This is a genomic window from Pseudomonas sp. Irchel s3b6, assembly GCF_900187415.1.
Classification (GTDB): domain Bacteria; phylum Pseudomonadota; class Gammaproteobacteria; order Pseudomonadales; family Pseudomonadaceae; genus Aquipseudomonas.
This window is the reverse complement of the sequence record NZ_FYDM01000001.1, coordinates 315020-340198: the sequence shown is the minus strand read 5'-3', so window position 1 is coordinate 340198 and position 25179 is coordinate 315020. Positions and strand designations below refer to the sequence as shown.

Annotated in this window: 30 protein-coding genes, 1 tRNA gene and 2 pseudogenes; 11 read left to right on the top strand and 22 right to left on the bottom strand. The window is 58.6% G+C overall.

Going from position 1 to position 25179, the window contains the following annotated elements; genetic code table 11:
* Positions 1 to 69 precede the first annotated feature (69 nt).
* Positions 70 to 564, top strand: coding sequence for a hypothetical protein (locus tag CKW07_RS01565; protein ID WP_141234411.1), 495 nt, complete (start codon positions 70 to 72; stop codon positions 562 to 564).
* A gap of 56 nt (positions 565 to 620) precedes the next feature.
* Positions 621 to 1099: pseudogene (locus CKW07_RS01560) on the top strand (DNA cytosine methyltransferase); the annotation flags it as partial.
* On the opposite strand, the gene CKW07_RS01555 reads toward CKW07_RS01560, so the two are convergent.
* Positions 1096 to 1335 (bottom strand): hypothetical protein, encoded by a 240-nt coding sequence (locus CKW07_RS01555; protein ID WP_095143265.1) that lies wholly within the window; start codon positions 1333 to 1335, stop codon positions 1096 to 1098. The pseudogene CKW07_RS01560 and the gene CKW07_RS01555 sit on opposite strands and share 4 nt — an antisense overlap.
* Before the next feature lie 357 nt (positions 1336 to 1692).
* On the opposite strand from CKW07_RS01555, the pseudogene CKW07_RS25565 reads away from it, so the two are divergent.
* Both CKW07_RS25565 and CKW07_RS01545 read left to right on the top strand, forming a co-directional pair.
* Positions 1693 to 1906 (top strand): annotated as a pseudogene (locus tag CKW07_RS25565) (hypothetical protein).
* Positions 1906 to 3018, top strand: a complete 1113-nt coding sequence (locus CKW07_RS01545; protein WP_095143264.1) for a phage integrase Arm DNA-binding domain-containing protein — start codon at positions 1906 to 1908, stop codon at positions 3016 to 3018. The pseudogene CKW07_RS25565 and the gene CKW07_RS01545 overlap by 1 nt, the downstream one beginning before the upstream one ends.
* A gap of 87 nt (positions 3019 to 3105) precedes the next feature.
* On the opposite strand, the gene CKW07_RS01540 is transcribed toward CKW07_RS01545, so the two are convergent.
* The 9 genes from CKW07_RS01540 to thrS form a co-directional block, all read right to left on the bottom strand.
* A tRNA-Pro gene (locus tag CKW07_RS01540) sits at positions 3106 to 3182 on the bottom strand.
* 88 nt (positions 3183 to 3270) lie between these two features.
* On the bottom strand, positions 3271 to 3627 hold the full coding sequence (locus CKW07_RS01535) for a MerR family transcriptional regulator (protein WP_027620568.1): 357 nt from the start codon (positions 3625 to 3627) through the stop codon (positions 3271 to 3273).
* Positions 3608 to 3910, bottom strand: coding sequence for an integration host factor subunit alpha (ihfA, locus tag CKW07_RS01530; RefSeq protein WP_002553164.1), 303 nt, complete (start codon positions 3908 to 3910; stop codon positions 3608 to 3610). Before ihfA ends, CKW07_RS01535 begins: the two co-directional genes overlap by 20 nt.
* A 3-nt stretch (positions 3911 to 3913) precedes the next feature.
* Positions 3914 to 6292 carry a phenylalanine--tRNA ligase subunit beta gene (gene pheT / locus CKW07_RS01525; protein WP_095143263.1) on the bottom strand — a complete coding sequence of 793 codons (2379 nt, stop codon included), beginning with the start codon at positions 6290 to 6292 and terminating at the stop codon, positions 3914 to 3916.
* Positions 6293 to 6318: 26 nt separating this feature from the next.
* Entirely contained in the window at positions 6319 to 7335 is a 1017-nt protein-coding gene (gene pheS / locus CKW07_RS01520; RefSeq protein ID WP_095143262.1) for a phenylalanine--tRNA ligase subunit alpha, read from the bottom strand.
* A 109-nt stretch (positions 7336 to 7444) separates the two neighbouring features.
* The gene (gene rplT, locus CKW07_RS01515; protein WP_007905879.1) at positions 7445 to 7801 is read right to left on the bottom strand and encodes a 50S ribosomal protein L20; all 357 of its coding nucleotides are present in this window, start codon (positions 7799 to 7801) and stop codon (positions 7445 to 7447) included.
* Between the two features lie 29 nt (positions 7802 to 7830).
* Positions 7831 to 8025 carry a 50S ribosomal protein L35 gene (gene rpmI / locus CKW07_RS01510; RefSeq protein ID WP_002553160.1) on the bottom strand — a complete coding sequence of 65 codons (195 nt, stop codon included), beginning with the start codon at positions 8023 to 8025 and terminating at the stop codon, positions 7831 to 7833.
* Positions 8026 to 8085: 60 nt separating this feature from the next.
* Positions 8086 to 8637, bottom strand: coding sequence for a translation initiation factor IF-3 (gene infC, locus CKW07_RS01505; RefSeq protein ID WP_169843736.1), 552 nt, complete (start codon positions 8635 to 8637; stop codon positions 8086 to 8088).
* Positions 8637 to 10559 (bottom strand): threonine--tRNA ligase, encoded by a 1923-nt coding sequence (gene thrS, locus CKW07_RS01500; RefSeq protein WP_095143261.1) that lies wholly within the window; start codon positions 10557 to 10559, stop codon positions 8637 to 8639. The genes infC and thrS overlap by 1 nt, the downstream gene beginning before the upstream one ends.
* Before the next feature lie 385 nt (positions 10560 to 10944).
* On the opposite strand from thrS, the gene CKW07_RS01490 reads away from it, so the two are divergent.
* Positions 10945 to 11241, top strand: coding sequence for a hypothetical protein (locus CKW07_RS01490; protein ID WP_095143259.1), 297 nt, complete (start codon positions 10945 to 10947; stop codon positions 11239 to 11241).
* 296 nt (positions 11242 to 11537) lie between these two features.
* Positions 11538 to 11750 (top strand): cold-shock protein, encoded by a 213-nt coding sequence (locus CKW07_RS01485; protein ID WP_003179963.1) that lies wholly within the window; start codon positions 11538 to 11540, stop codon positions 11748 to 11750.
* A 72-nt stretch (positions 11751 to 11822) separates the two neighbouring features.
* On the opposite strand, the gene CKW07_RS01480 is transcribed toward CKW07_RS01485, so the two are convergent.
* Complete coding sequence (locus CKW07_RS01480) at positions 11823 to 12137, bottom strand: I78 family peptidase inhibitor (protein WP_095143258.1); 315 nt, start codon at positions 12135 to 12137, stop codon at positions 11823 to 11825.
* A gap of 168 nt (positions 12138 to 12305) precedes the next feature.
* Positions 12306 to 12611, bottom strand: a complete 306-nt coding sequence (locus tag CKW07_RS01475) for a hypothetical protein (RefSeq protein ID WP_095143594.1) — start codon at positions 12609 to 12611, stop codon at positions 12306 to 12308.
* 130 nt (positions 12612 to 12741) lie between these two features.
* On the opposite strand from CKW07_RS01475, the gene CKW07_RS01470 reads away from it, so the two are divergent.
* Positions 12742 to 12954 (top strand): hypothetical protein, encoded by a 213-nt coding sequence (locus CKW07_RS01470; RefSeq protein ID WP_095143257.1) that lies wholly within the window; start codon positions 12742 to 12744, stop codon positions 12952 to 12954.
* 32 nt (positions 12955 to 12986) lie between these two features.
* Here the strand turns inward: CKW07_RS01470 and CKW07_RS01465 are convergent, their stop codons facing one another.
* The 8 genes from CKW07_RS01465 to CKW07_RS01430 form a co-directional block, all read right to left on the bottom strand.
* Positions 12987 to 14015, bottom strand: a complete 1029-nt coding sequence (locus CKW07_RS01465) for a nucleoside hydrolase (RefSeq protein ID WP_095143256.1) — start codon at positions 14013 to 14015, stop codon at positions 12987 to 12989.
* Positions 14016 to 14055: 40 nt separating this feature from the next.
* A complete protein-coding gene (rbsD, locus tag CKW07_RS01460) occupies positions 14056 to 14460 on the bottom strand; it encodes a D-ribose pyranase (protein WP_095143255.1) in 405 nt (134 codons plus the stop codon).
* Entirely contained in the window at positions 14457 to 15374 is a 918-nt protein-coding gene (gene rbsK / locus CKW07_RS01455) for a ribokinase (protein ID WP_095143254.1), read from the bottom strand. The genes rbsD and rbsK overlap by 4 nt, the downstream gene beginning before the upstream one ends.
* 23 nt (positions 15375 to 15397) lie before the next feature.
* On the bottom strand, positions 15398 to 16417 hold the full coding sequence (locus CKW07_RS01450) for a LacI family DNA-binding transcriptional regulator (protein WP_095143253.1): 1020 nt from the start codon (positions 16415 to 16417) through the stop codon (positions 15398 to 15400).
* A gap of 3 nt (positions 16418 to 16420) precedes the next feature.
* Positions 16421 to 17398 carry an ABC transporter permease gene (locus tag CKW07_RS01445; RefSeq protein WP_095143252.1) on the bottom strand — a complete coding sequence of 326 codons (978 nt, stop codon included), beginning with the start codon at positions 17396 to 17398 and terminating at the stop codon, positions 16421 to 16423.
* Positions 17395 to 18948 (bottom strand): sugar ABC transporter ATP-binding protein, encoded by a 1554-nt coding sequence (locus tag CKW07_RS01440; protein ID WP_095143251.1) that lies wholly within the window; start codon positions 18946 to 18948, stop codon positions 17395 to 17397. Before CKW07_RS01440 ends, CKW07_RS01445 begins: the two co-directional genes overlap by 4 nt.
* Before the next feature lie 57 nt (positions 18949 to 19005).
* Positions 19006 to 19962 carry a sugar ABC transporter substrate-binding protein gene (locus tag CKW07_RS01435; RefSeq protein ID WP_095143250.1) on the bottom strand — a complete coding sequence of 319 codons (957 nt, stop codon included), beginning with the start codon at positions 19960 to 19962 and terminating at the stop codon, positions 19006 to 19008.
* A 289-nt stretch (positions 19963 to 20251) separates the two neighbouring features.
* On the bottom strand, positions 20252 to 20707 hold the full coding sequence (locus CKW07_RS01430) for a hypothetical protein (protein ID WP_095143249.1): 456 nt from the start codon (positions 20705 to 20707) through the stop codon (positions 20252 to 20254).
* Between the two features lie 347 nt (positions 20708 to 21054).
* Between CKW07_RS01430 and CKW07_RS01425 the strand changes: the two genes are divergently transcribed.
* From CKW07_RS01425 to CKW07_RS01415, 3 genes are all read left to right on the top strand, one after another.
* Entirely contained in the window at positions 21055 to 22143 is a 1089-nt protein-coding gene (locus CKW07_RS01425) for an asparaginase (RefSeq protein ID WP_095143248.1), read from the top strand.
* A 180-nt stretch (positions 22144 to 22323) separates the two neighbouring features.
* On the top strand, positions 22324 to 22626 hold the full coding sequence (locus tag CKW07_RS01420) for a DUF1654 domain-containing protein (RefSeq protein ID WP_095143247.1): 303 nt from the start codon (positions 22324 to 22326) through the stop codon (positions 22624 to 22626).
* Between the two features lie 4 nt (positions 22627 to 22630).
* Positions 22631 to 23320: an endonuclease gene (locus CKW07_RS01415; RefSeq protein ID WP_095143246.1), complete on the top strand. Its 690-nt coding sequence runs from the start codon at positions 22631 to 22633 to the stop codon at positions 23318 to 23320.
* A gap of 103 nt (positions 23321 to 23423) precedes the next feature.
* Here CKW07_RS01415 and CKW07_RS01410 read toward each other — a convergent pair whose 3' ends face one another.
* A complete protein-coding gene (locus CKW07_RS01410) occupies positions 23424 to 23789 on the bottom strand; it encodes a penicillin-binding protein activator LpoB (RefSeq protein WP_095143593.1) in 366 nt (121 codons plus the stop codon).
* 249 nt (positions 23790 to 24038) lie between these two features.
* On the opposite strand from CKW07_RS01410, the gene csrA reads away from it, so the two are divergent.
* A complete protein-coding gene (csrA, locus tag CKW07_RS01405; RefSeq protein ID WP_007938114.1) occupies positions 24039 to 24233 on the top strand; it encodes a carbon storage regulator CsrA in 195 nt (64 codons plus the stop codon).
* Positions 24234 to 24314: 81 nt separating this feature from the next.
* Here csrA and CKW07_RS01400 read toward each other — a convergent pair whose 3' ends face one another.
* On the bottom strand, positions 24315 to 24770 hold the full coding sequence (locus tag CKW07_RS01400) for a DUF2214 family protein (protein WP_095143245.1): 456 nt from the start codon (positions 24768 to 24770) through the stop codon (positions 24315 to 24317).
* Positions 24771 to 25179: the final 409 nt, after the last annotated feature.

Below are 25179 nucleotides of genomic sequence, written 5' to 3'. Positions count from 1 at the left end.
GCCCGGGCATGACCCGGCATAGGACGCCCCATGCCCACAGAAAACAGAATAATCCAGTCGGAGCACGTCATGAACGGCGATGAACTGATGCAGTTACTGACAAACACTGATAAGGCCATGGATGTACTCCAAGGCAATCTGGGCGATGCCCTAGCCCGAGAGGCAGCGTTGCGAACCGAAAGCTTCGTTCCTGGGCAAGCGAGGTGTGCGGAGTGCAAGTTCCAATTAAGCCGCTTCACCCTATACTTGGACGGCACGACTGGACCTGCCGACAACAACCCAGAACCGTGCCCAAACGGTTGCGGGCCTCTTTGGCCGGTCACCTGGAAGCAACGAGCAGATGAGTACGGTGCCCTGGGTGTGCGGCTCATCAAAGAGCGTGACGGCCTGCAGCGGCACCTGAACGCAGCGGATCAGCGGGTGGACACCGCTACCTCCCTGATCCGCCGATTGCTTGCCAACTTTGACACTGAGATCAGGTACCACGAAGACGTTGAGCCGAACGACCTTGAGCATGACCAGGTGCTCAATGATATGCGCGCCTTCATCGCCACTCAGCAGTAACTCCCTCCCCCTTCAAAGTCAGCCGCTGTAGCGGCAAGGACGAGGCCATGCCTGAAGACATCGCCGTGCCCCAACATAGCGTGCGACTGTTTCTGGTCTGCACCCAAAGCAGGCACCGCTCAACCTGCAGCTGCATCAGCGCCGGCATGTGCCAGCCTCGTCCTTTATCGATTTCGAATCGGGCAGGAGCCAGGTTGTGAAGCCAGGCCGAGCGGAATCGACGTTGCTCCGCGTGAAGAATGGCTGCGAGCGCTTCGGCGAGCGTTTCATCATGCCCTATTACGGTTCCGGCTCTGGCCTAACTGGCCGCTACCTGGAGCGTCCAATTGGTACCATCACAACACTGGATCGGTGGGCTTTGGTACGTGACGATGAGATGCGAATGCTCTCGGCAAATGAGGCGCTTGCAGCCATGTCGTTTCCCGCCAACACAAAGCGGCCGGACAACCATCGGCTGACTATGCACGTGGCAGGCAACGCCGTGCCGCCGCTGGCCGGGCAGAAGATCATCGAGGCAGTGATGGCGGCAGCTTAATCCTGGATCAGAACGCTCGCCTGCTGCGAATCAATAGTCGGGATCAATCCTGAGCCCTGTTGATGTGCGAGCCAGGCCCGAGTCAGCTTCACGTCGAATCGCCAGCCATGGGCTTCCATCCAAACAAGCGCTGTATGGGTAATTCGATAGTGTCCGCACTTCGCGCATGCTCTTTCCTGGTAATCATCACCAACATCGACGTGCGAAGCAGGCTCATCGCAAATTAGGCATTCCATATCTACCTCCATTGGCTGAACCCCCAACTATAGACGATTCCCACCCCTTCACCGCCCGGGCATGCCCCGGCATAGGACGCCTCATGCCCACAGAAAACACGCCTCCCCTGAAGCAACAGCGCGCTGGGCACTTCAACCAGGTGGTCCGGATCAGCGTGAAAAAAACGCACTGGAGCTCGCCCCACCAACCACCTCAGGAAGGGTGCTGATTGGACAGCAGCTGGTGAGGCGAACGCATCAACAGTAGCTCACCCGCAGAGCTTGCCTCACCCCCCTTCATCAGATTTCTACAACCCCCACCTTCTGCCGCCACGCGCGGTATGGAGCATCAACGCCCAACCCGGGCAGAGGTATTCAATGAAGCGAGAACTGATAAAGATCAGCGAGTTTCAGCGTCGACGCTGGGGCGAAAACGGAACCCCGCAATGCCCCCAAGCCATCCGCAACCACATCCGTAACGGAGTAGTGCCCGGCGAGCAGATTGGGAAATCTCTGGTACGTTGATTGGACTGCCTTCAACCGGTCAGGCGGAAATGATCTGGTGGCTATGGTATTGAAAGGAGCAGCGTGATGGTCCCAAGGCCGCGCAATACTGCGAACAAGAACCTACCGCAGAACCTGTACTTCGATGCGCGGCGCTCGACCTATCGCTACCGGCGGCCGACCGACGGGAAGTGGTTCCAGTTCGGTACCGACCGCATCAAAGCGATCGACGCAGCGAAGCAACTGAACCTGGAGTTTATGCGCGGTGCTGACCTAGTCGGCGCCGTGCTGTCAGCTTCATCGGAGTCATTCGCCACCTTCCTAGACAAGTACGAAGCCGACGTGCTGCCACCTCGCGAGTTGGCCAAGGGCACGCTCGGCCTGTACGCGGTGCATTTCAGGCGCTTCCGCAAGCAGTTCGAGGGAAAGGCGATCGACCAGATCACAATCCGCATGATCGCGGAAATGCTCGACGCACTGACCCCACGCACGGCGAACCAGTGCCGAGCTCTGTTGATCGACATCTTCAACCATGCCGCCGCCAAGGGCCTGTGCCCTGACAATCCCGCGGCAACCACGATCAACCGCATTGAGAAGAAACTGCGCAAGCGCCACACCGTCGAAGGCCTGAAGGCCATCAGGGAGAAAGCGCCAGCCTGGCTACAAAACGCGATTGACCTGGCCCTGATCACTGCTCAGCGTCGGACGGATATCCTCGACATGCGCTTCGACGGTGTCCGGGAGGGATACCTGTACGTGGTACAGAAAAAGACGGCCAAGGCCAGTGACGCGGCGTGGATTCGCTTTCGGGTCACCGCGGAGCTGCAGGCGGTCATCAGCCGATGTCGTGACGACACTGCTTCGCCGTACCTGGTGCATCGCAAGCCTGACCGCCTGAAACAGAAACAGGCGCAGACCAAGGATCACTGGACGAAGATTGAAGAGCGGTATTTGACGCGAGCGTTCAAGGACGCCAGAGAGACGGCGGAATGCTACAAGGGATGGAAGGAAGAGGAGATGCCAGGCTTCCACGAAGTGCGAGCGCTATCACTGCACCTGTACAAGAAAGCCGGAAAGGATGGGCAGAAAATCGCGGGGCATGCGAGCGAAGGCATGACCAAAAACTACCAGCGAGACCACGAGGAAATCGTCTGGTCCGAGGCAGTTCCGGACCTGAATATCAGCGAAATCACCGGTTAGTTTTGCGCCAGTTTTGCGCGGATTTTGCGCAACCCTGAAACGAGAAAGGGGACCAAGCCGCTAAGTGCTTGATCCCCTTACGAAATATGGTCGGGACGGAGTGATTCGAACACTCGACCCCTAGCACCCCATGCTAGTGCGCTACCGGACTGCGCTACGCCCCGACTAGGCGTGAATCTGTTCCTCTTCTCGAGGGACGCTCAAGAATATAACGCAAGCTTTTGAAAACTGGAAGTATTTAAAAGCAAGAATTTACTTCTTGAGTACCACCAGCACATCTTCGAGCTCGGAGATCATCTGGCGGATCATTTGTTTGTATTGGGTGGTGTCGTCTTTGGCTTCATCGCCGGACAAACGCAGGCGTGCGCCGCCGATGGTGAACCCCTGATCGTACAGCAACGCGCGGATCTGCCGGATCATCAGCACATCCTGGCGCTGATAATACCGACGGTTTCCGCGGCGCTTGACGGGGTTGAGTTGAGGAAACTCCTGCTCCCAGTAGCGCAGCACGTGCGGTTTTACCGCACATAGCTCGCTGACTTCACCAATGGTGAAGTAGCGTTTGCCCGGGATGACGGGAAGTTCGTCGTTATGACTTGGTTCCAGCATAAGCCTCAACTCGGGCCTTCAACTTCTGCCCTGGACGAAAGGTGACCACACGGCGAGCCGTGATCGGGATTTCTTCTCCCGTTTTCGGATTGCGGCCAGGCCGCTGGCGTTTGTCCCGAAGGTCGAAGTTGCCGAAACCGGACAACTTGACCTGTTCGTTGTCTTCAAGAGCGTGCCTGATTTCTTCGAAAAACAGTTCGACCAATTCCTTGGCTTCCCGCTTGTTCAGGCCCAGCTCTTCATACAGACGTTCCGCCATCTCAGCTTTCGTCAAAGCCCCCATACGTCACTTCCTTAACGTGGCGTTCAACCTTTGTTCGAGCGAGGTGAGGATGTTTTGCGTCGCGGTATTCACCTCATCGTCATTAAGAGTGCGCGATGGATGCTGCCAGGTCAAGCCAACTGCAAGGCTTTTTCTATCAGGATCAATGCCTTTACCCTGATAAACGTCAAAGAGCCTGAGGTCTGTCAGCCATTCGCCTGCATTTTCACGGATTACGTCCATGACAGCACTGGCTGCAACACCGGCATCGGCCAGCAATGCCAGGTCACGACGCACTTCAGGAAAGCGCGATAACTCATGGAATTTAGGCATTTTGCCCAAGGCCACTTCGCTCAAAACCAGCTCGAAGACGAAGACCGGACGGTCGAGACCGAGGGTTTTCGACAACTCAGGGTGAAGCGCGCCGACAAAACCGACTTCGCGACCATCGCGCTCGATGCGCGCGGTTTGACCCGGGTGCAACGCCGGGTGCTTGCCCGGAGCAAACGTGAACGAATCCAGCGCACCGGCAAAGCCCAACACCGCTTCCACGTCAGCCTTGACGTCGAAGAAATCGACGACATCGCGCCCCTGTGCCCAACCTTCCGGCAGACGACTGCCACATACCACGCCGGCAAGCATCGGTTCTTGCTTCAAGCCTTCCAGCTGACCAACGAAGCGCAGGCCGCTTTCGAACAGGCGCACGCGATCCTGTTGACGGTTCAGGTTGTGCTGCAGTGCCTTGACCAGACCTGGCCACAGGGACGAACGCATCGCCGCCATGTCATTGGAGATCGGGTTGGCCAGCAGCAGCGGTTCAACACCCGGATTGAACAGTTCGAACTGTTTCGGGTCGATGAAGCTGTACGTGATCGCTTCCTGGTAACCACGCGCCACCAGCAGGCGACGCAGCTCAGGCAGATCGCTGCGCGCTTCAGCCTTGGCTTGCGGCGCCAGGCGGGCTTGCGGGTAGCGAACCGGTAGACGGTTATAACCGTACAGGCGGGCCAGCTCTTCGATCAAGTCGACTTCCAGGCTGATATCGAAGCGATGGCTTGGCACTTCGACGCGCCACTGCCCTGCCCCGTCAGCAGAAATCTTCAGGCCCAACGCGCTGAGCAGACGCTCGACTTCGGCCGAATCCATTTCCATGCCCAGCATCTGGGTGATGCGCTGGGCACGCAGGGTAACCGGCGCCACGGACGGCAGGTGTTGCTCGCTGACGGTCTCGATGATCGGACCGGCTTCGCCACCAGTGATTTCCAGCAGCAGGCCAGTGGCGCGCTCCATGGCTTCACGGGCCAGTTGCCAGTCCACACCCCGCTCGTAGCGGTGCGAGGCGTCAGTGTGCAGGCCATAGGAACGTGCCTTGCCCGCCACTGCGATCTGGTCGAAGAACGCGCTTTCCAGGAACACATCGCGAGTGGTGGCGGACACGCCGCTGTGCTCGCCACCCATGACGCCGGCGATCGCCAGGGCACGGGTATGGTCAGCGATGACCAGGGTATCGGCACGCAGGCTGACTTCCTGACCGTCGAGCAGTACCAGCTTCTCGCCCTCTTCGGCCATGCGCACGCGGATGCCACCGTTGATCTCGGCAAGATCGAAGGCGTGCAGCGGTTGACCCAGCTCCAGCATCACGTAGTTGGTGATGTCGACGGCAGCATCGATGCTGCGCACGTCGGCACGACGCAGACGCTCGACCATCCACAGCGGCGTAGGCCTGGACAGGTCGACGTTACGGATCACCCGACCCAGGTAACGCGGGCAGGCAGCCGGGGCCAGCACTTCAACCGGACGCACTTCATCGTGCATGGCTGGAACACTAGCGACTACCGGACGAGTGACTTCGGCGGCATACAGCGCGCCGACTTCACGGGCCAGGCCGGCCAGGGACAGGCAGTCGCCGCGGTTCGGGGTCAAGTCGACCTCGATGCTGGCGTCTTCCAGGTCCAGGTAGACACGGAAATCCTCGCCCACCGGCGCATCGGCCGGCAGCTCCATCAGGCCATCGTTGCCTTCACCAACCTGCAACTCGGATTGCGAGCACAGCATGCCGTTGGACTCGACGCCCCGCAGCTTGGCTTTCTTGATTTTGAAGTCACCTGGCAGTTCGGCATCGATCATGGCGAACGGGATCTTCAGGCCCGGACGCACGTTTGGCGCACCGCACACGACCTGAAAGGTTTCCGAACCGTTGCTGACCTGGCAAACGCGCAGCTTGTCGGCATCCGGGTGCTGCTCGGTGCTCAGCACCTCACCCACTACCACACCACTGAAAACACCGGCGGCCGGCGTCACGCTATCGACCTCAAGACCGGCCATCGACAGACGAGCAACCAGCTCGTCGCGGCTTACCTGCGGGCTTACCCAGCCGCGCAGCCATTGTTCACTGAATTTCATCCTGCTCTCCTAAGAATTCGTTACGACTAGCGAAATTGCGCGAGGAACCGCAAGTCGTTGTCGAAGAACAGACGCAAGTCGTTCACGCCGTAACGCAGCATGGCCAGACGCTCGACGCCCATGCCGAAGGCAAAGCCGGAGAACTCTTCCGGATCGATGCCGGACATGCGCAGCACGTTCGGATGCACCATGCCGCAGCCCATGACTTCCAGCCAGCCGGTCTGCTTGCAGACACGGCAGCCTTTACCGCTGCACATCACGCATTCCATGTCGACTTCAGCGGACGGCTCGGTGAACGGGAAGTACGAAGGGCGGAAACGCACGGCCAGTTCTTTTTCGAAGAACACCCGCAGGAACTCTTCGATGGTGCCTTTGAGGTCAGCGAAATTGATATCGCGATCGACCAGCAGGCCTTCGACCTGATGGAACATCGGCGAGTGGGTGATATCGGAGTCGCTACGGTACACACGGCCTGGGCAGACGATGCGGATCGGCGGCTGCTTCGACTCCATGGTACGGACCTGTACCGGCGAGGTATGGGTGCGCAGCAACATGTTGGCGTTGAAATAGAAGGTGTCATGCATCGACCGGGCCGGGTGATGGCCTGGGATGTTGAGTGCTTCGAAGTTGTGGTAGTCGTCTTCGACCTCAGGGCCTTCGGCAATGCCGTAGCCGATGTGGGTGAAGAACTGCTCGATACGCTCCAGAGTCCGGGTAACCGGATGCAGGCCACCCGAGGTCTGGCCGCGGCCAGGCAGGGTCACGTCAATGGACTCGGCGGAAAGTTTGGCGGCCAGGTCTGCCGCTTCAAACAATGCCTTGCGCGCATTGAGAACCTCTGTGACACGCTCCTTGGCAACGTTGATCAGGGCGCCGACTTGCGGACGCTCTTCTGCCGGCAGATTCCCCAGGGTCTTCATCACCTGAGTCAATTCGCCCTTTTTGCCAAGGTAGTGAACCCGGATTTGCTCCAGGGCATTGATATCTTCAGCGCTTTGCACAGCCTCTAGTGCTTGAGAGACCAGCGCATCCAGGTTTTCCATGTACAGACTCCAGATACAAAATAGGGGAAGAGCTTGAAGGCTCTTCCCCTATTTATGACGTTTAACACCTGGCCCCACAGAGGTGAGGCCGGGTGACTGTCGGGGGTACTTAAGCCAAGGTGGCTTTAGCTTTCTCGACAATCGCAGCAAACGCCGCTTTTTCGTTCACTGCCAGATCAGCCAGAACCTTACGGTCGATCTCGATGGACGCTTTTTTCAGGCCGGCGATGAAACGGCTGTAGGACAGACCGTTGATACGAGCACCAGCGTTGATACGAGCGATCCACAGAGCGCGGAACTGACGTTTTTTCTGACGACGGTCACGGTAGGCGTATTGGCCTGCCTTGATTACCGCTTGCTTGGCAACACGGAATACGCGCGAGCGAGCGCCGTAGTAGCCTTTAGCAAGTTTCAGAATTTTTTTGTGACGTTTACGGGCAATGACGCCACGCTTTACACGAGCCATGAGTTACTTCCTCTATTCTTAACCAAAAATTAACGAAGGCGCAGCATGCGCTCGACTTTTGCCACGTCAGACGGATGCAGCAAGCTGCTACCGCGCAGTTGACGCTTACGCTTGGTCGACATTTTGGTCAGGATGTGGCTCTTGAAAGCGTGCTTGTGCTTGATACCGTTAGCAGTTTTCAGAAACCGCTTAGCAGCACCACTTTTAGTTTTCATCTTTGGCATGTTCGGATACTCCGCATTCAGTTGATAAACATAATCAGAAGGCCTGCCGTGCCCTGTTGATTACTTCTTCTTTTTCGGGGCGATGACCATGATCAGCTGGCGTCCTTCCATCTTAGGATGCTGTTCGACCGAACCGTACTCGAGCAGGTCACCTTCAACCCGCTTGAGGAGTTCCATCCCCAGCTCCTGGTGGGCCATCTCACGGCCGCGGAATCGCAAGGATACCTTGGCCCTGTCCCCATCACTCAGGAAACGTACCAGGTTGCGCAGTTTTACCTGGTAATCCCCTTCCTCCGTCCCTGGACGAAACTTGATTTCTTTTACCTGAATCTGCTTCTGGTTTTTCTTCGCCGCTGCAATCTGCTTCTTCTTTTCGAAGATCGACTTGCCGTAGTCCATCACACGGCAAACCGGTGGGACTGCGTCGGCGGAGATTTCTACCAGATCAAGCTTGGCTTCTTCAGCAATACGAAGCGCTTCATCAATCGAGACGATGCCAATCTGCTCGCCGTCAGCGCCAATTAACCGAACCTCGCGTGCCGAGATATTCTCGTTGATCGGGGCTTTCGGTGCAGCTCGTTTATCTTGTCTCATTTCACGCTTAATAATAATTACTCCGAATCTGGGCGACCACGCCGGGAAACCGCTTGCGCGAGGAACTCAGCGAACTGGGCGACGGGCATCGAGCCCAGGTCAGCACCTTCACGAGTACGCACAGCGACAGTCTGCATCTCGACTTCCCGATCTCCAATAACCAAGAGATAGGGAACCTTGAGCAAAGTATGCTCGCGGATTTTAAAGCCGATCTTTTCATTTCTCAAGTCAGACTTGGCACGAAAACCGCTTTGGTTGAGAGTTTTTTCAACTTCAGCTGCAAAATCTGCCTGTTTATCAGTGATATTCATGATCACTGCCTGGGTCGGAGCCAGCCACGCAGGGAACGCGCCCTCGTAATGCTCGATCAGAATCCCGACGAAACGCTCGAAGGAACCCAGGATCGCCCGGTGCAACATGACCGGGTGCTTGCGACTGTTGTCTTCGGAGACGTATTCGGCTCCCAGACGGATCGGCAGGTTAAAATCGAGCTGCAAGGTACCACATTGCCAGACACGGCCAAGGCAATCTTTTAGCGAGAACTCGATTTTCGGACCGTAGAAAGCACCCTCGCCCGGCTGCAGGTCGTACGGCAGGCCCGCACTGTCTAGGGCTGCGGCCAATGCGGTTTCTGCGCGATCCCACAACTCATCGGAACCGACGCGTTTTTCCGGACGAGTGGACAGCTTCATCTCGATGTCTTTGAAGCCGAAGTCGGCATAGACATCCATGGTCAGCTTGATGAAGGCAGCGGATTCGGCCTGCATCTGCTCTTCGGTGCAGAAGATATGGGCATCGTCCTGGGTGAAGGCACGCACGCGCATGATGCCGTGCAACGCGCCCGACGGCTCGTTACGGTGGCACGCACCGAACTCGGCCAGACGCATTGGCAGCTCGCGGTAGCTTTTCAGGCCCTGGTTGAACACCTGCACGTGGCAAGGGCAGTTCATTGGCTTGATGGCGTAGTCGCGGCTTTCCGACTCGGTGGTGAACATGTTCTCGGCGTAGTTGGCCCAGTGCCCGGATTTCTCCCACAGGCTACGGTCAACCACTTGCGGAGTCTTGATCTCCAGGTAGCCGTTTTCACGCTGAACCTTGCGCATGTACTGCTCGAGCACCTGGTACAGGGTCCAGCCGTTCGGGTGCCAGAACACCATGCCCGGCGCTTCTTCCTGGGTGTGGAACAGCCCAAGACGCTTGCCGATCTTGCGATGGTCGCGCTTTTCGGCTTCTTCGATACGCTGGATGTAAGCGGCCAGTTGCTTCTTGTCCGCCCAGGCGGTGCCGTAAACGCGCTGCAATTGCTCGTTCTTGGCATCACCGCGCCAGTAGGCGCCGGATAGCTTGGTCAGCTTGAAGGACTTCAGGAAGCGGGTGTTCGGCACGTGCGGACCGCGGCACATGTCGACATATTCTTCGTGAAAGTACAGACCCATGGCCTGTTCGTTCGGCATGTCCTCGACCAGGCGCAGCTTGTAGTCTTCGCCACGCTGGGTGAATACGTCGATCACTTCGGCACGCGGAGTGACTTTCTTGATGACGTCGTAATCTTTCTCGATCAGCAGGTGCATGCGCTGTTCGATGGCCGTCAGGTCGTCCGGAGTGAAAGGACGCTCGTAGGCGATGTCGTAATAGAAGCCTTCATCGATGACCGGACCGATCACCATTTTCGCCGTCGGGTACAGCTGCTTGACCGCATGGCCAATCAGGTGCGCGCAAGAGTGGCGAATGATCTCCAGCCCCTCTTCGTCTTTGGGCGTGATGATTTGCAGGGTGGCGTCGCCGTCGATGACATCGCAGGCATCGACCAGCTGGCCGTTGACCTTGCCGGCCAGGGTGGCCTTGGCCAGGCCTGCACCAATGGATGCGGCGACCTCGGCTACGGAAACCGGATGATCGAACGAACGTTGACTGCCGTCGGGAAGAGTAATAGTGGGCATGGCGCCTCCTCTCCTAGTGGTGACCCCTACCAAAGGTCACGTGGGTTGGGATGAGCAGCCAGTACGCGATTCAGCCCAGGCCATTCAATGATGAACGCCTGCCTTACAGCGGCAGGAGCCTTGCGGCCAACCGGAAACCGAACCAGAGTGACTGGAGATCAAATCAGGGTTATTCGGGTATCGACCGCGAACGGAGAACGGATCATCCGGCGCCTGAAAACACCCAAGCTCGGGATGCTAGCACAGATGAACGGTCATGGCTGCGCGGTCGTCGCGCAAAGCACCGATTCAGAGGGCGTGCCGCGGAAAAATGAACTTGGCATGTACGCCGAGCCTCAAATAGGCTGAGAATCGCACCACTTATCGACCTCGAGGAGTTCCTGCCATGCGCCTTACCCGCCTTTTCGCCCTTGTCGCCCCACTGATCATGTTGCTTCCGCTCAGTGCACAGGCAGCCTGGCCTGCCGGAACGCGCGACGCATTCATGAAGGATTGCACCCCTGCCGCGGCCCAGACCATCGGCGAGGCAAACGCCAAGAAGCATTGCGCCTGCGGTGCAGACCAGCTCAACGAAAAACTCACGACCGAAGAAATCGGCCAATTGATGAGCAAGCAGACCCCGCCATCACCCCAGCTCGTTGCCAAGGCGCAGGCCGCCATTGCCGTCTGCAAGGCTAAATAACACCGGCTTCGGCAGGGTGTCTTGACGCTCAGGACGGTCAAAAAAAGGCCGGAAACCGGCCAAAACCAACAAATTACACAGCTTTTACAGCTTTTTTTATCGCTTTTATTTTTGCCTCAACCCCCCGTAAACAGGGGGTTTCAGCGGTTTTCAGGGCGAAATAACATGCGATGGGTTGGCAAACAGTGCTGCTGGGGGGGTTCCAAGTCGAACATTTCGACTATGATACCCCGGTGTGCCCAGTTGGCCTGAGCAGCACAGTACTACTGAAAATATATGTTTCTTGGAGATACACCATGTCTAATCGCCAAACCGGCACCGTCAAATGGTTCAACGATGAAAAAGGCTTCGGCTTCATCACTCCTCAAGGTGGCGGTGACGACCTGTTCGTACACTTCAAAGCTATCGAAAGCGACGGTTTCAAAAGCCTGAAAGAAGGCCAGACCGTTTCCTTCGTGGCTGAGAAAGGCCAAAAGGGTATGCAAGCTGCACAGGTTCGCCCAGAGTAATTTCTCGGCGCGCTAAAAAAACCCCGTCCATGTGACGGGGTTTTTTATGGGCGCTACAAAAACCTGAAGCGATCAGCCGCAATTGACCCGGGTAATCACCAGGTTGGCATCGGTGTTCAGGTTCAAACGATCGGAGCGGTACTCCAGGGTCATCATATCGTGAGGCTTGAGGATCCGGGCATTCTGCGAGCCAGAGCGCGTACGGGCCTCTTCCAGCAATTGCGGCGAAGCCTTCTTGCCCAAGGCAAATTCGGCAGCCTTTGCATCACAGCGACCGCTGCCCGCCTGGGCCACCACGGGGTCTTTTGCCTTCTCGGAGGTGGTGCTGCAACCGGTCAACATGACAGCAGCCAGCAATGTACCCAATGACACGAGCTTCCAAGGCATGACGCCTCCTTTTTTCAAAAAATTTAAACTGAATGCCTGCGACAACCGTTCAGGGGCTTGGTTTCATGGTCACGACCACTACCCTGCCCTCTTACGCGCCAAACGTGCAAGTTTGCCTGAGCCAGAAGCACCTGTTCAGCCCACAATGTGACTGAATATGAACAGGGCTCAGTAGATATCGATGTAGTCAAAGGGAGGATTGGGCCAGTTCTGCTTCAAGGCGTTGAAGATCTGCATCACCCACACCGCGTCACTGGCCGCGACCGCGCCGACGTAGCCCGAGCCCTTGGCCCAAGTCTCCAGCCGAAACAGTAGCCCGTCGATATCCGTCCCGCCCACGGCGCCCGACGAAATGTAGGCAATACCCGAGCGCGTAACCCTCAACTGGGTGTGCTGCTCATCGCTGGCAGACGCCAATAGCTGGCGCACGGCCTCCAGCGTCAAGCCGTCCGGGGTACTCAAATCAATCTGCACAGCCTTTTCCTCGACATCGGTAGATGTCCAAGTGTCGCATAGCTGCACATTCATGCCTAAGTCGCAGTGCCAAACGTCGCGCAAAATGCTTAACTCAATCCACTGACTATCCCGACTTCGCGAGATACCCATGAGCACCGTGCACATCGACGCCGACATCAAGGCCAGCTGGCCTGAAGGCCACTGCTCCTATAGCCCGGGCAGCCCGGAAGAACTGGCGATCATTGGTATCGACCTGCTGGTCAAGGAACTGGGGACCCAAGCCGCGCAACGCTTCATCGAACAGATATTCGACAAGCACCCCGCCGACCACAAGGGCGTCATGCACACCGGACAGACGTAGAACCCCGCAGGCTCACACCTGCGGGGCCAGACTTACTTGAGGCGAGCCAGGCGCTCGGTCAGCAGATCAAAGAAACCTTGCGCATCACCGCTTTCGACCCAGAACGCATTCTTCGGTGCTTTCAGGCCGTCATACCAGTCAACGATGGTCTGGCCGAAGGTTGGCCCTTCACGGCTGTCGACCACCACGTTGACTGCCCGACCGCTAAACAGCTCAGGCTTGAGCAGGTAGGCAATGACCGTCGCGTCATGCACCGGGCCACCGGACATGCCGCAGTGCTCCATGTCGCCCTTGACGTACTCGTTGAGGATGCCGCCCACCAGCTTGCTGGCATGATTGTTCAGTGCCGCGATCTGCTTGAGCCGGGCATCGCTGGTGAGGATCTTGTGGGTCACGTCCAGCGGCAGATAGGTCAGCTTCACACCGCTCTTGAGCACCACTTCAGCCGCCTGCGGGTCGGCAAACAGATTGAACTCGGCCACCGGCGTGATATTGCCGCCGTTGAAGTGCGCACCGCCCATGATCACCACCTCCTTGATGCCCTGAGTGATCTCCGGCGCCTGGATCAGCGCCAATGCCAGGTTGGTCTGCGGCCCCAGCATGGCGATGGTGATGCTGTGAGGCCTGGCCGCTCGCAAGGTGTCGACCAGGTAGCTGACGGCATTGCCTTCGGCAAGTCCGGCCTTGGGCTCATGCACCGCGACACCGGACAAGCCTTCCTTGCCATGAATATCCTCGGCATAGATCGGTGTGCGCATCAGCGGCTTCGGCGCACCGGCATAGACCGGCACGTCTTCGCGCCCTGCCCACTCACGGGCCAGCCGCGCATTGCGCGAGGTCTTGTCCAGGCGCACGTTACCGGCCACGGTGGTCAGCGCGCGAACGTTCAAAGTCTCCGGCGAAGCCAGTGCAAACAGCAACGCCACCACGTCGTCGGCACCCGGGTCGGTATCGATGATCAAGTCGATTTTCTGCGCCGCGTGGGCGCCTGTAGCAGTGAGCAGGGACAAAAGCAGCAGGCTCCGGATCAGGTGAGGCAGTCGTTGAGCATAGCGATGCATAGTGCACTCCTTGTGCGTGGATAGATCCTTTTTGGGCGGGCTAGAACGTCACCCCGGCAACCAGCACGATGTTGCAGTACGGCTGGCATTCACCCGTGCGCACTATCGCGCGCGCCTGTCGAGTCAGGTGCTTGAACGCGTCATGGCTGAGTAACTGTCGAGTGCCCAGCATCGCCGTCGCGGTCAACTCGTCGAGAGCTTGTAGCGCAGGCGGCTGTTTGAGCAGGATTTCGTCGGCCAACACGTGGCTTTCCACCTGCATTTCACTCAACACGACACGCAAGGTGCTGACGAAATCCGGAATGCCCTGAGTCAGGGCCAGGTCGATGAATTCGACACCGGGGGGCACCGGCAAGCCCGCATCGCCGATCACGAGCATGTCGCCATGCCCCAGCGACGCGATCAGCCGCGACAGCGCTACGTTGAGCAGAGGTGTCTTCTTCATGATGCTTTAAAGGCCTGTACGTCGGACAAAGCAGGGATCGAAGGCTGTGCACCCGCCCGCGTCACCGACAGGGCGGCGGCGGTCTGACCGAAGCGAATGGCATCTGCTTCACTTTTGCCGCACGCCAGCGCCGCGGCAAAACCACCGACAAAGGTGTCGCCGGCCGCCGTGGTATCGATGGCCTTGACCCTGGGCGCTGCAAAGTGCTCAAAGCCTTGCCCGTTGGCGAACAGTGAACCCTGGGCACCCAAGGTGATGATGACCTTGCCGGCACCCGCGGCGATCAGTTGCCCGGCCGCCCTTTCGGCGCTCTCCAGGGAGTCCACCGGCAAGCCGCTCAGTGCCGAGGCTTCGCTTTCGTTGGGAATCAGGTAGTCGATGCAGGAAAACCAGTCAGCCGGCAATGGGCCGCTGGCCGGTGCCGGGTTGAGGATGACCGTCTTGCCCAGCTCACGCCCGCGCTTGAGGACATATCCCACCGTGTGCATCGGTATTTCCAGCTGACAGACGATCACGTCCGCGGCCTCCAGCACGCTGTCGTAGCCGGCAATCACACCAGGGGTCAGCAAACCGTTGGCGCCAGCGACGATCACAATGGCGTTCTGGCCACTGTCATCGACCACAATCAGCGCCACGCCACTGGAACCTTCGACCGAGCTCAGCGCCCGGCAATCGATCTGTTCAGCCTGCAGCGCCGCGCGCAACTGGCCAGCATAGGCGTCTTCACCGACGCAACCTATCATCGAGACCTGCGCACCGAGCCTGGCCGATGCAACCGCCTGGTTGGCCCCCTTGCCTCCCGACACAGTGGCGAACGACTCGCCAATCAGTGTCTCACCGCCACGCGGCAACCTCGGGGCACGGGTCACCAGGTCCATATTCAGACTGCCTACGACTACTACGCTTGCTGGCATACATCAGTACTCATCAATTCGCTTCAACGGTATTGGTCGAATACACCGGACAACGGTGCAGTCGATTCGCGCATGACAATGCTGGGCGTCACGATCCGCTGATCGGTCGCCCGTTCGGGAGTCGCGATCCGTCGCAAAAGCACTTCTGCCGCCATTTCACCCAGCTGCAGGATTGACTGGCCCACGGTGGTCAGCGCCGGGTAGACATAACGACTCATCTGGATATCGTCGAAACCGATGACCGAGAGCTCGCTGGGCACTCGGATATTGCGCTCGGCCGCCGCGCGCAGCACGCCGATACCCATCATGTCGTTGCCGGCAAAGATCGCGCTGGGTGGATTGTTCGCCAGTAGCCGCGCGGCCGCGTTGTAACCACCGGTGCTGGTGAAATCGCTTTCGAGCATTCGCTCGGGCAAGACCTCGATGCCCGCCTCTTGCAACGCCCGGCAGAAACCGGCCTGGCGCATCCGGGCCACACTGGTATGCGCCGGGCCGCCAATGCTGGCAATATCGCGATGACCCAGCTCCAGCAAATGCCGGGTCGCCAGGTAAGCGCCGTATTCATGGTCAATGCGCACCAGGTCCGCATTGACCCCTTCCAGGCCTCGGTCGACGATCACCATCGGCGTGCGCACCCCCGCCAACCCTTGGGCCAGGCTGCTATCTCCCCCGGCCGAAGCCACGATCAACCCGTCGATGCGCTTCTCCAGCAACACGCGCAAGTAACTGCGCTGCTTGTCCGGGTTGTCATCGGAATTGCAGAGGATCACGCAATAGCCATTGCGCTCGCAGTGGTCCTCGATACCCCGGGCCAGCTCCGCGAAATAGGGGTTGAGGCTGTTAGGCACCAACAGGCCGATGGTCGCGGTGTTTTTCGCTTTCAGCGAACGGGCGACCGCGCTGGGCACGTAGTCGAGTTGCTCGATGGCGGCCTCGACTTTCAACCGCACCTCTTCACTGACCGGTCGCGTCTTGTTCACCACATGGGAAACCGTGGTGTAGGAAATACCCGCAAGCGCCGCCACATCCTTAATCGTTGCCATGGCTCAGCTCCGTCGACTTGCGCGGCGGCTGCGATAGGTGTCCAGCACCACCGCGACCACGATGACCGCACCAGTGATGATGCGCTTGGTGGGTTCCGTCGCACCGATTTGCGCCAGCCCCGCCGCCAGTACGGAGATGATCAGGACACCGAAAAAGGTGCTGATCACTGAACCGCGACCGCCCATCAGGCTGGTGCCGCCGATTACCACCGCCGCGATGACTTGCAGCTCCAGACCGGAACCGGCATTCGGGTCCGCCGCTTCCAGGCGCGAGATCTGGAACAGCGCTGCGACACCGGCCAGCAAGCCCATCAGGCTGAATACCAGAATCTTATAAGGCTTGGGATTGATGCCCGCCAATCGCACGGCTTCTTCGTTGGTGCCGATCCCGATCAGGTAACGACCAAACACGGTGCGAGTCAACACTGCCTGGGCGATGAAGATGATCAGCAGCGCAATAATGAACGAGGGCGAAATGCCAAAGGCGATCGGGTTGGACAACCAGGCGAAGGCATCGCCGATGTAGGCCGTGCGCGAGCCGGTCATCTGGTAGGCAACACCACGGGCCATTTCCAGCACCCCGAGCGACACGATGAACGAGGGAATGCGCCAGGCCACGGTGATCGAACCGGTAAGGGTCCCGGCCAATGCCGCCGCCGCCATGCCCAGCAGCGCTGCCGGGAGGACGCTCCAACCCCAGCCGAGAATCGCCACGCTGACCGTCGATGCCGCCAGGGCCAGGACTGAACCCACCGACAGGTCGATGCCGCCGATGATCAGGATGAAGGTCATGCCGACCGCCAGCACCATCAGGTCCGGGATCTGGTTGGCCAGGGTGCTGAAGGTGTCATAGGAAAGGAAATGGCTGCTCAGGACCGAGAACAGCGCAATCATCGCCAGCAGGGCACCGGCCAGCCCCAAGTAAGTACCGAGGCCGTAAAAGTTGCCGCTGCGGTTGCCGGCGGACAGTGCAGTTGTCATGGGAAATTCCTTGGCGCTGCTTCATTGAGCAACGCATCACGTTGTTGGTAGCCGGCAAACGCAGCGGCAAGCAAGTCATCCTGGGTCCAGCTGTCGCGCTCGAAGGTGTCGATCAGACGCCCGTCGGACAGCACACCAATACGGTCGCAAATCAGCATCAGCTCGCGCAGGTCACTGGAGACCACCACCAGCGCCTTGCCTTGACGCGTCAGCGCTGCGAGCAATGCGTAAATATCGAACTTGGCGCCCACATCGATACCGCGAGTCGGCTCGTCGAACAACAGCACCGAACACTCGCGCTCAAGCCAGCGACCGATCACGACCTTCTGCTGATTGCCGCCCGACAACTCGCTGACCAACTGCCCGGGGCTGGAGCTGCGAATGCGCATGGCGTCGATCTGACGCCGGGCCAGCGCCGCCTCGTCACCCGCGTTGACGATGCCGCCCCTGGAAATGCCCGGCATGTTACCCAGGGCAATGTTGGCGCTGATCGACTGAGTCAACAGCAGCCCCTCGCCTTTGCGATCCTCGGTAATCAGCGCGATTCCGTGGCCAACCGCGTCGGCAGGCGAGCGAATGCTCACGACCCGCGCCGGCGAACCCAGCGCCACCGTGCCACTGTCCGCCGCATCCGCGCCGAAAATCAGCCGTAGCAGCTCCGTACGCCCAGCCCCGATCAAGCCGGAAATCCCGAAGATCTCACCGCTGCGCACCTCGAACGACACATCGCGGACCTTGCCTGAGCGGCTCAGGCCTTTGACGGTCAAGGCCGGCGCACCCATCGTCCGCAGCCCCAGATCAATGTGCTCACCCAGCTCACGCCCCACCATCAGGTTGACCAGTTGCTCACTGTTGTAATCAGCCATGGGCTCGACGCAGACCAGGTTACCGTCACGCAACACCGCAATGCGCTGGGCCACCCTCGCCAGCTCTTCCAGGCGATGGGAAATGTAGATGATCGCCACGCCACGAGCCTGCAGGCGGGTGATTTGTTCAAACAGCATCTCGACTTCACGGGCGGTCAGCATTGCCGTCGGCTCGTCGAGAATCAGCACATGGCAATCGCCGATCAGGTTGCGGGCAATCTCGACCATTTGTTGATGGCCAATCCCCAGTTCGCCCACCAGCGTGTCCGGATCGATCCCGTCGAGACCGACATGGGCCATGGCCTCAATCGCGGCCTTGCGCAATTGCTTGCGATTGATCCATCCCGCCTTGCTGGGCAGATTGTCGAGAAACAGGTTTTCCGCGACCGACAAGGTCGGCAGCAGATTGAGCTCCTGCATGACCATGCGAATACCCAGCTGCTCCGCCTGGGCCCGACTGGCGGGACGGTAATCGCTTCCCTGGAATTGCATCTGGCCAGTGGTCGGCTCGACCAGCCCACCGATGATTTTCGACAGCGTGCTTTTACCGGCACCGTTCTCACCGGTCAGCGCCAGCACTTCGCCGCGCATCAGCGACAGATCAATGCCGGTCAACACCGGTTGCGCATACGTCTTGCCGATACCGCTGACCGAAAGGACTGCGCTCGGGGCACTTGCTGACATAAGTAACGCTCCATGGGCTCGCCCGGACGGGCGAGCGCCTTTGTACTGTCAGAATGATTACTGGGTGACCAGCTCAACCGGCGTTTCGATAACACCGCGGGTGCCGCTGTCGACTTGTTCGCCCTTGAGTATTTTCAGTGCGGTCTCGATGCCAAATACCGCCTGCCTGGCCGCGAACTGGTCGGCGGTGGCGAGCACACGGCCATCCTTGAGCATCGGCTTGATGGCATTGATGTTGTCGTAGCCGACCACTTGCACCTTGCCTGCCTTGCCCGCCGCACGCACCGCTGACACGGCGCCGACGGCCATGCTGTCGTTACCCGCCAGCAGCGCCTTGAGTTGCGGGTATTCACTGAGCATCGAGGAGGCAACCTGATTGCCTTTGTTGATTTCCCAGTCGCCGGATTGCAGCGACACCACCTTGATCTGCGCGGCCTCCATCGCATCCTTGAAGCCTGCGGTACGGGCCTGGGCATTGGTGGTGGTGGAAACACCTTCGATGATGCCGACTTCGTCGCCGGCCTTCAGCTGCCTGGCCAGGTATTCACCCACCAGGCGCGCGCCCTTGCGATTGTCAGGGCCGACGAAGGGCACGCTGATGTTTTTGCTTTTGAGCACATCCGGATCGAGCTGGTTATCGATGTTGATGACCGTGATACCGGCATCGACGGCCTTCTTGATGACCGGCACCATCGCTTTCGAATCAGCGGGCGCGATCACCAGCGCATTGACCCTGGAAACAATCATCTGCTCGACAATGCGAATCTGGTTGGCGGTGTCGGTTTCGTCCTTGATCCCGTTGGAGACCAGGTCGAAATCGGCGGGGTGTTCTTTCTGATAAGCCTTGGCGCCATCTTCCATGGTCAGGAAGAATTCGTTGGCCAGGGATTTCATGACCAGTGCGACCTTGGGTTTTTCAGGGGTTTGGGCGAAAGCCGAAGAAAGGGGCAATGCGGTGGAGGCGGCAGCCAGCATAGCGACAGCGAGAAGACGTCCAGCGAATGGCAGCTTCATGGGTTCACTCCGATCTTATGATTATTGTGAGCAACGCTTGCAGTGCGTACGCTTGAAACCCGTTCACCCGCGCCTCAATGGGCGAGAACGAGGGGTGCCGAGCCCATTGAACCTGGGCGCTGGCAGATCGCGCAAACGTTTGCGTAAGCCGAACTATGAGAACCCTGCGGGTATTTGTCAACGATTGACAGGCCCCCTTGTGAGCCCGCCCGCAGGTTACAGGGGGGCACACACGCCGCACGATACGCCTCAACGAAGTCGGCCTCACTGACGCGTACCGTTCACGGAGTCAGGCGATGGTGTTGACCTGCGAACCGACGCTCGAACCCGAGCTCAACTCCTTGACCAACGCCGCCGAGACTTGCTGCAACGCTGCGCTGGTAGTGGCGATCTGAGCCTGGAGCCCCATCACGACGGTCGCTTTTTGTTCCGGTGTGGGGTAGGACGCGGCCTGTGCAGCCGCCAGTTGTTCCTGTTGCTGCTGCAACAGTTCCTGCAACTCTTTCATGCGCTTGAGCAACGTCTCGACCACCACATTGCCGCCGCCCTCACTTTCGCTTGCGCCCGCACGCTGGCCCGCCTGCAATTGCGCGCCAGGCACCGTCTTGCCAGCCCCCTCCTCCTTCGTACCGAGCGCTTCGTCCGAGGCGTCCGCGGTTGTCTTGCTCAGCGTCTCGACAACCGCCAGGGGTTTGCCGTTAAAGGTGATAGCGCCACCTGATGGAAAACCGATCGAACCCGTCATAGAAGCTCCTTGAAAAAATAATCCTTCAAGGCTTATCGGCCGGCATGGGGTTTTCTTTACCCCTGATGCCCTGCCTCAAATGCAAGATAAGTCGACGCACACTGTATGAATTTTCGGTCATCCGAACGCGAATGCGCCACATAGTCGGGATCCCGGACGCCGACCTTCTCCACGACCTCATTCAAACTAAATTAATTCGATATAAATCAATAAGTTAAAAGATATTTCATATTCAGCGACGAATGGTACAGATCCTGCTCTTACAGACGGCCCCCGGCATTCAGATCGGCCTGGGGGCGTATCTGGATGAACCTGCAGACGCACCGTCATCACCAAGAGAGAAAATAATGAAATCTGCCTTCAAGACCTTTGTTCCGGGCGCTTTGGCCCTCCTGCTGCTCCTGCCGACCGCACTGCAAGCAAAAGAAGTGGAAAACAAACAAAAGCTGGCCAACGTGGTGATCCTCGCCACCGGCGGCACCATTGCCGGCGCTGGCGCCAGCGCTGCCAACAGCGCTACCTACCAGGCCGCCAAGGTCGGGATCGAACAATTGATCGCCGGCGTCCCTGAACTGAGCCAACTGGCCAACGTTCGCGGCGAACAAGTGATGCAAATCGCCTCCGAGAGCATCACCAACGAAAACCTGCTGCAACTGGGTCGTCGCGTGGCGGAACTGGCCGACAGCAAAGACGTCGACGGCATCGTCATCACCCACGGCACCGACACCCTGGAAGAGACGGCCTACTTCCTGAACCTGGTGGAAAAAACCGACAAGCCAATCATCGTTGTCGGCTCGATGCGTCCGGGTACCGCCATGTCGGCCGACGGCATGCTCAACCTGTACAACGCCGTGGCTGTTGCCGGCAGCAAAGACGCTCGGGGCAAAGGCGTACTGGTCACCATGAACGACGAGATTCAGTCGGGTCGTGATGTCAGCAAAACGGTCAATATCAAGACCGAAGCGTTCAAGAGCGCCTGGGGCCCACTGGGCATGGTGGTCGAAGGCAAATCCTACTGGTTCCGCCAGCCAGCCAAGCGTCACACCATGGATTCGGAATTCGACATCAAAACCATCAAGAGCCTGCCTGACGTCGAAATCGCCTACTCCTACGGCAACGTAAGCGATACCGCCTACAAAGCCCTGGCCCAGTCTGGCGCCAAAGCCATCATCCATGCCGGCACCGGTAATGGCTCTGTGTCGTCGCGCGTCGTTCCAACCCTGCAAGCCTTGCGCAAGGATGGCGTGCAGATCATTCGCTCCTCCCACGTCAATGCCGGCGGTTTTGTCCTGCGCAACGCCGAACAGCCGGACGACAAGTACGACTGGGTCGTGGCTCATGACCTGAACCCGCAAAAAGCCCGCATCCTGGCCATGGTCGCCCTGACCAAGACCTCCGACAGCAAAGAGCTGCAACGGATGTTCTGGGAGTACTGATTGATTGCGTCCGGCCTGATCCGGTCGGACGCTCACCCTCTTCACTCGCCCGCCCGGGCGAGTGATCCTGCCTCGCTTGCCCCCTCCTTCGTCATTTCGACAGAAAACCTGCATCCGATTTACACCAAACGGGAAAATTCGCTGTCAGAGGATCTTCTTGAATTTTAAGCAGTTGCGAAAATGCCTACAGTTAAATACTGTACGCACGTACAGCTTAATAAGGACTATCCCGTGGCCACGACCTCCTCAGCAGCAACCAACCCTCTTGGCTCCTACGAACGACTCGGTTTGCGCGTTCAAAAAATCATCAATTCCCCGACTGCCCAAAAAGCCAAGGCCGCCCTGATCTTCCGCTTCCCCGATGAACCGGTCGAGGAATGGGAGCGTCTGCTCGAGGAGATCGCCGAGAACGACAACGTCACCCTCGCTTATCGCGACGATGGCGGCGTACAGATTTTCTGGGTCGTGCCGAAGGAAGATTGAGTCAATGAGTGTTCGTTGTTTCGCCTTGTTGTTGCTCTTCGTGGCGGCCAGCGCTCACGCGCAGGCGCCACGCACCTTTAACGAGGCCAAGAAGGTCGCCTGGAAGCTCTATGCCCCGCAATCCACGGAGTTCTACTGTGGTTGCAAGTACACGGGCAATCGGGTGGACCTGAAAGCCTGCGGCTACGTACCGCGCAAAAACGCCAGCCGTGCGGCACGCATTGAATGGGAGCACATTGTTCCAGCCTGGCAAATCGGCCACCAGCGCCAGTGCTGGCAAGAGGGCGGGCGCAAGAACTGCACCCGCTACGACCCGGCCTACCAGCGTGCAGAGGCCGACCTGCACAACCTGGTCCCCAGCATTGGCGAGGTGAACGGGGACCGCAGCAACTTCAGCTTTGGCTGGCTGCCCGTGCAGACCGGCCAGTATGGCTCGTGCCTGACGCAAGTCGATTTCAAGGCAAAGAAAGTCATGCCTCGCCCCTCCATTCGCGGCATGATCGCCCGCACCTACTTCTACATGAGCAAACAGTATGGTTTGCGCCTGTCCAAACAAGACCGGCAACTGTACGAAGCCTGGAACAAGACCTACCCGGTGCAGGCCTGGGAGCAGCAACGCAACCAGACGGTCGCATGTGTCATGGGGCGCGCCAACGAGTTCGTCGGGCCTGTCGACCTGAAGCGGTGTGGCTGACAACTCACCTGTCCGGCCCTGAAACAGGCGCAACGCTGTTTCAGGACCGGACACCGTCACCCCACGCCAAGACGGACGACAATCAGCGCCCTTCAGGACGGCGTCACTGAGCGATCTGGTGCTCGACCACCAGCGCCTCAATATTCTGCTTCTTCGCCTTGATCAGGGCAGCCGTCACGTCAGCCTGCCGCGCCTCAGCTTCTGCCCTTGAATTGAAAGGCCCCACCAGCACGCGCTGTTTGCCATCCTGCGTGACGACGCTGGAAACAAAGCTATGCTCGATCAACCAGCCGGTGAGATCACTGACAGCTTGAACAGTCTGACCTTGAACCAGCACATCCCATTGCTGCGTAGCGGCCTCTGCCGGAGCAGAAATGAAGGGTGCACGAGGCTTTTTCGGCTCCTGCGCGGCTTGCTGACCACACCCGACCAACGCCACTACCGCGATCATCCATATCATTTTGCCCACAGTTTTCCCCTCGGAATGCCAAAACGGAGATTTTATCACTCAAAAATGCCTCGCAACCCAAGCAAACAGGGCATAAAACAACGAGAATGATGTTTGCCGCCTCTGTATAGTCGCACCCCGGGAATTAATGCCGCGTCTGCACGTCAGAAAGAAGCACCCAAACCGCGACACTTCGCACTAATCTATAGGTATCACCGACATCCGCATCGTTTGAGTCAGGTGCCCTACCAAGCTATCAAGGAGAAGATCATGCTGATACTCACCCGTAAAGTCGGTGAAAGCATAAACATCGGTGACGACATTACGATCACCATACTGGGCGTTAGCGGCCAGCAGGTCAGAATTGGCATCAATGCCCCGAAAGACGTCGCGGTGCATCGAGAAGAAATCTACCAGCGCATCCAGGCAGGCCTGACCGCACCGGACAAACCGCAGACGCCCTGAACGGCAACTGCAATCAGTAGCCAGCCTGCTTTACCGCCATGGCTGGCTAAAGATTATGCGCCTCTCTCCAACCTGCCCCCGTCAGCCAAACGTCACTGCGCGAGCCATGCCCGTCGCAGCCACGACCATCAGCACAATCAACAACGCCTCGATATGACTGATTCGGGCAAACAGCCGCGTGCGCCCCACATCGATCGGCCCCTTGCGGCCCAGTGCAATTCGCCACTTGATCAACGCCACCATGGGTGCGATCTCCAGCAACAGAATCAGGATGAACAGCGTCAGCTTCAGGTGGAACAACGGCTGATGCAGATAATAATCCGTACCTTTCTCATAACCGCCAAAGGCACGCATTCCTCCTGTGATCAACAGAATGAGCGCTGAGAGGCCCCAGACATTATCGGCCAGCAATACATTTCGAGCACCGCCACCCTCCGGAGTAACTCGACGAAAAGCCGCTCCCCGCGCCAGCACCGCCCAGAGTGCGAGGCCATAGGCCAGAAGATGGACCGCCGCCAGAAACCAGTGAACCCGCATCGATACGTCCCCCCATTCAGAACAACAAGAATTTGCCCCGTCAGTAGTAGCCCACATCGCCAGGGTTCGCCTGCCCCCTCTCCATCAAGCAACGCAACCCAGTACGCTGGAACGCACCTGCCTGGATAAGGCAAAAACCTGCAAGCTGGCTAGACTGATGCCTGTCATGCCAAAAGCCGGGCTCGTTGTGCCCCCGAAGCCAGGCCCTTGCCCGACCCAGAAAGCAGCGTAGTATCAAAGACAGATAGAGCTACACCCCATTACAAAATCTCCAGTTTTATCAGAACAATAAAAACAACGCCTGAGGCGAGAGATTGAATGCACTATCTAATGATCACCTGTGCAGCGGCAGCCCTCATCATCCTTTGCGGATCAATGGCCGGCTGGTATCGACACTTGAGAAATGAAG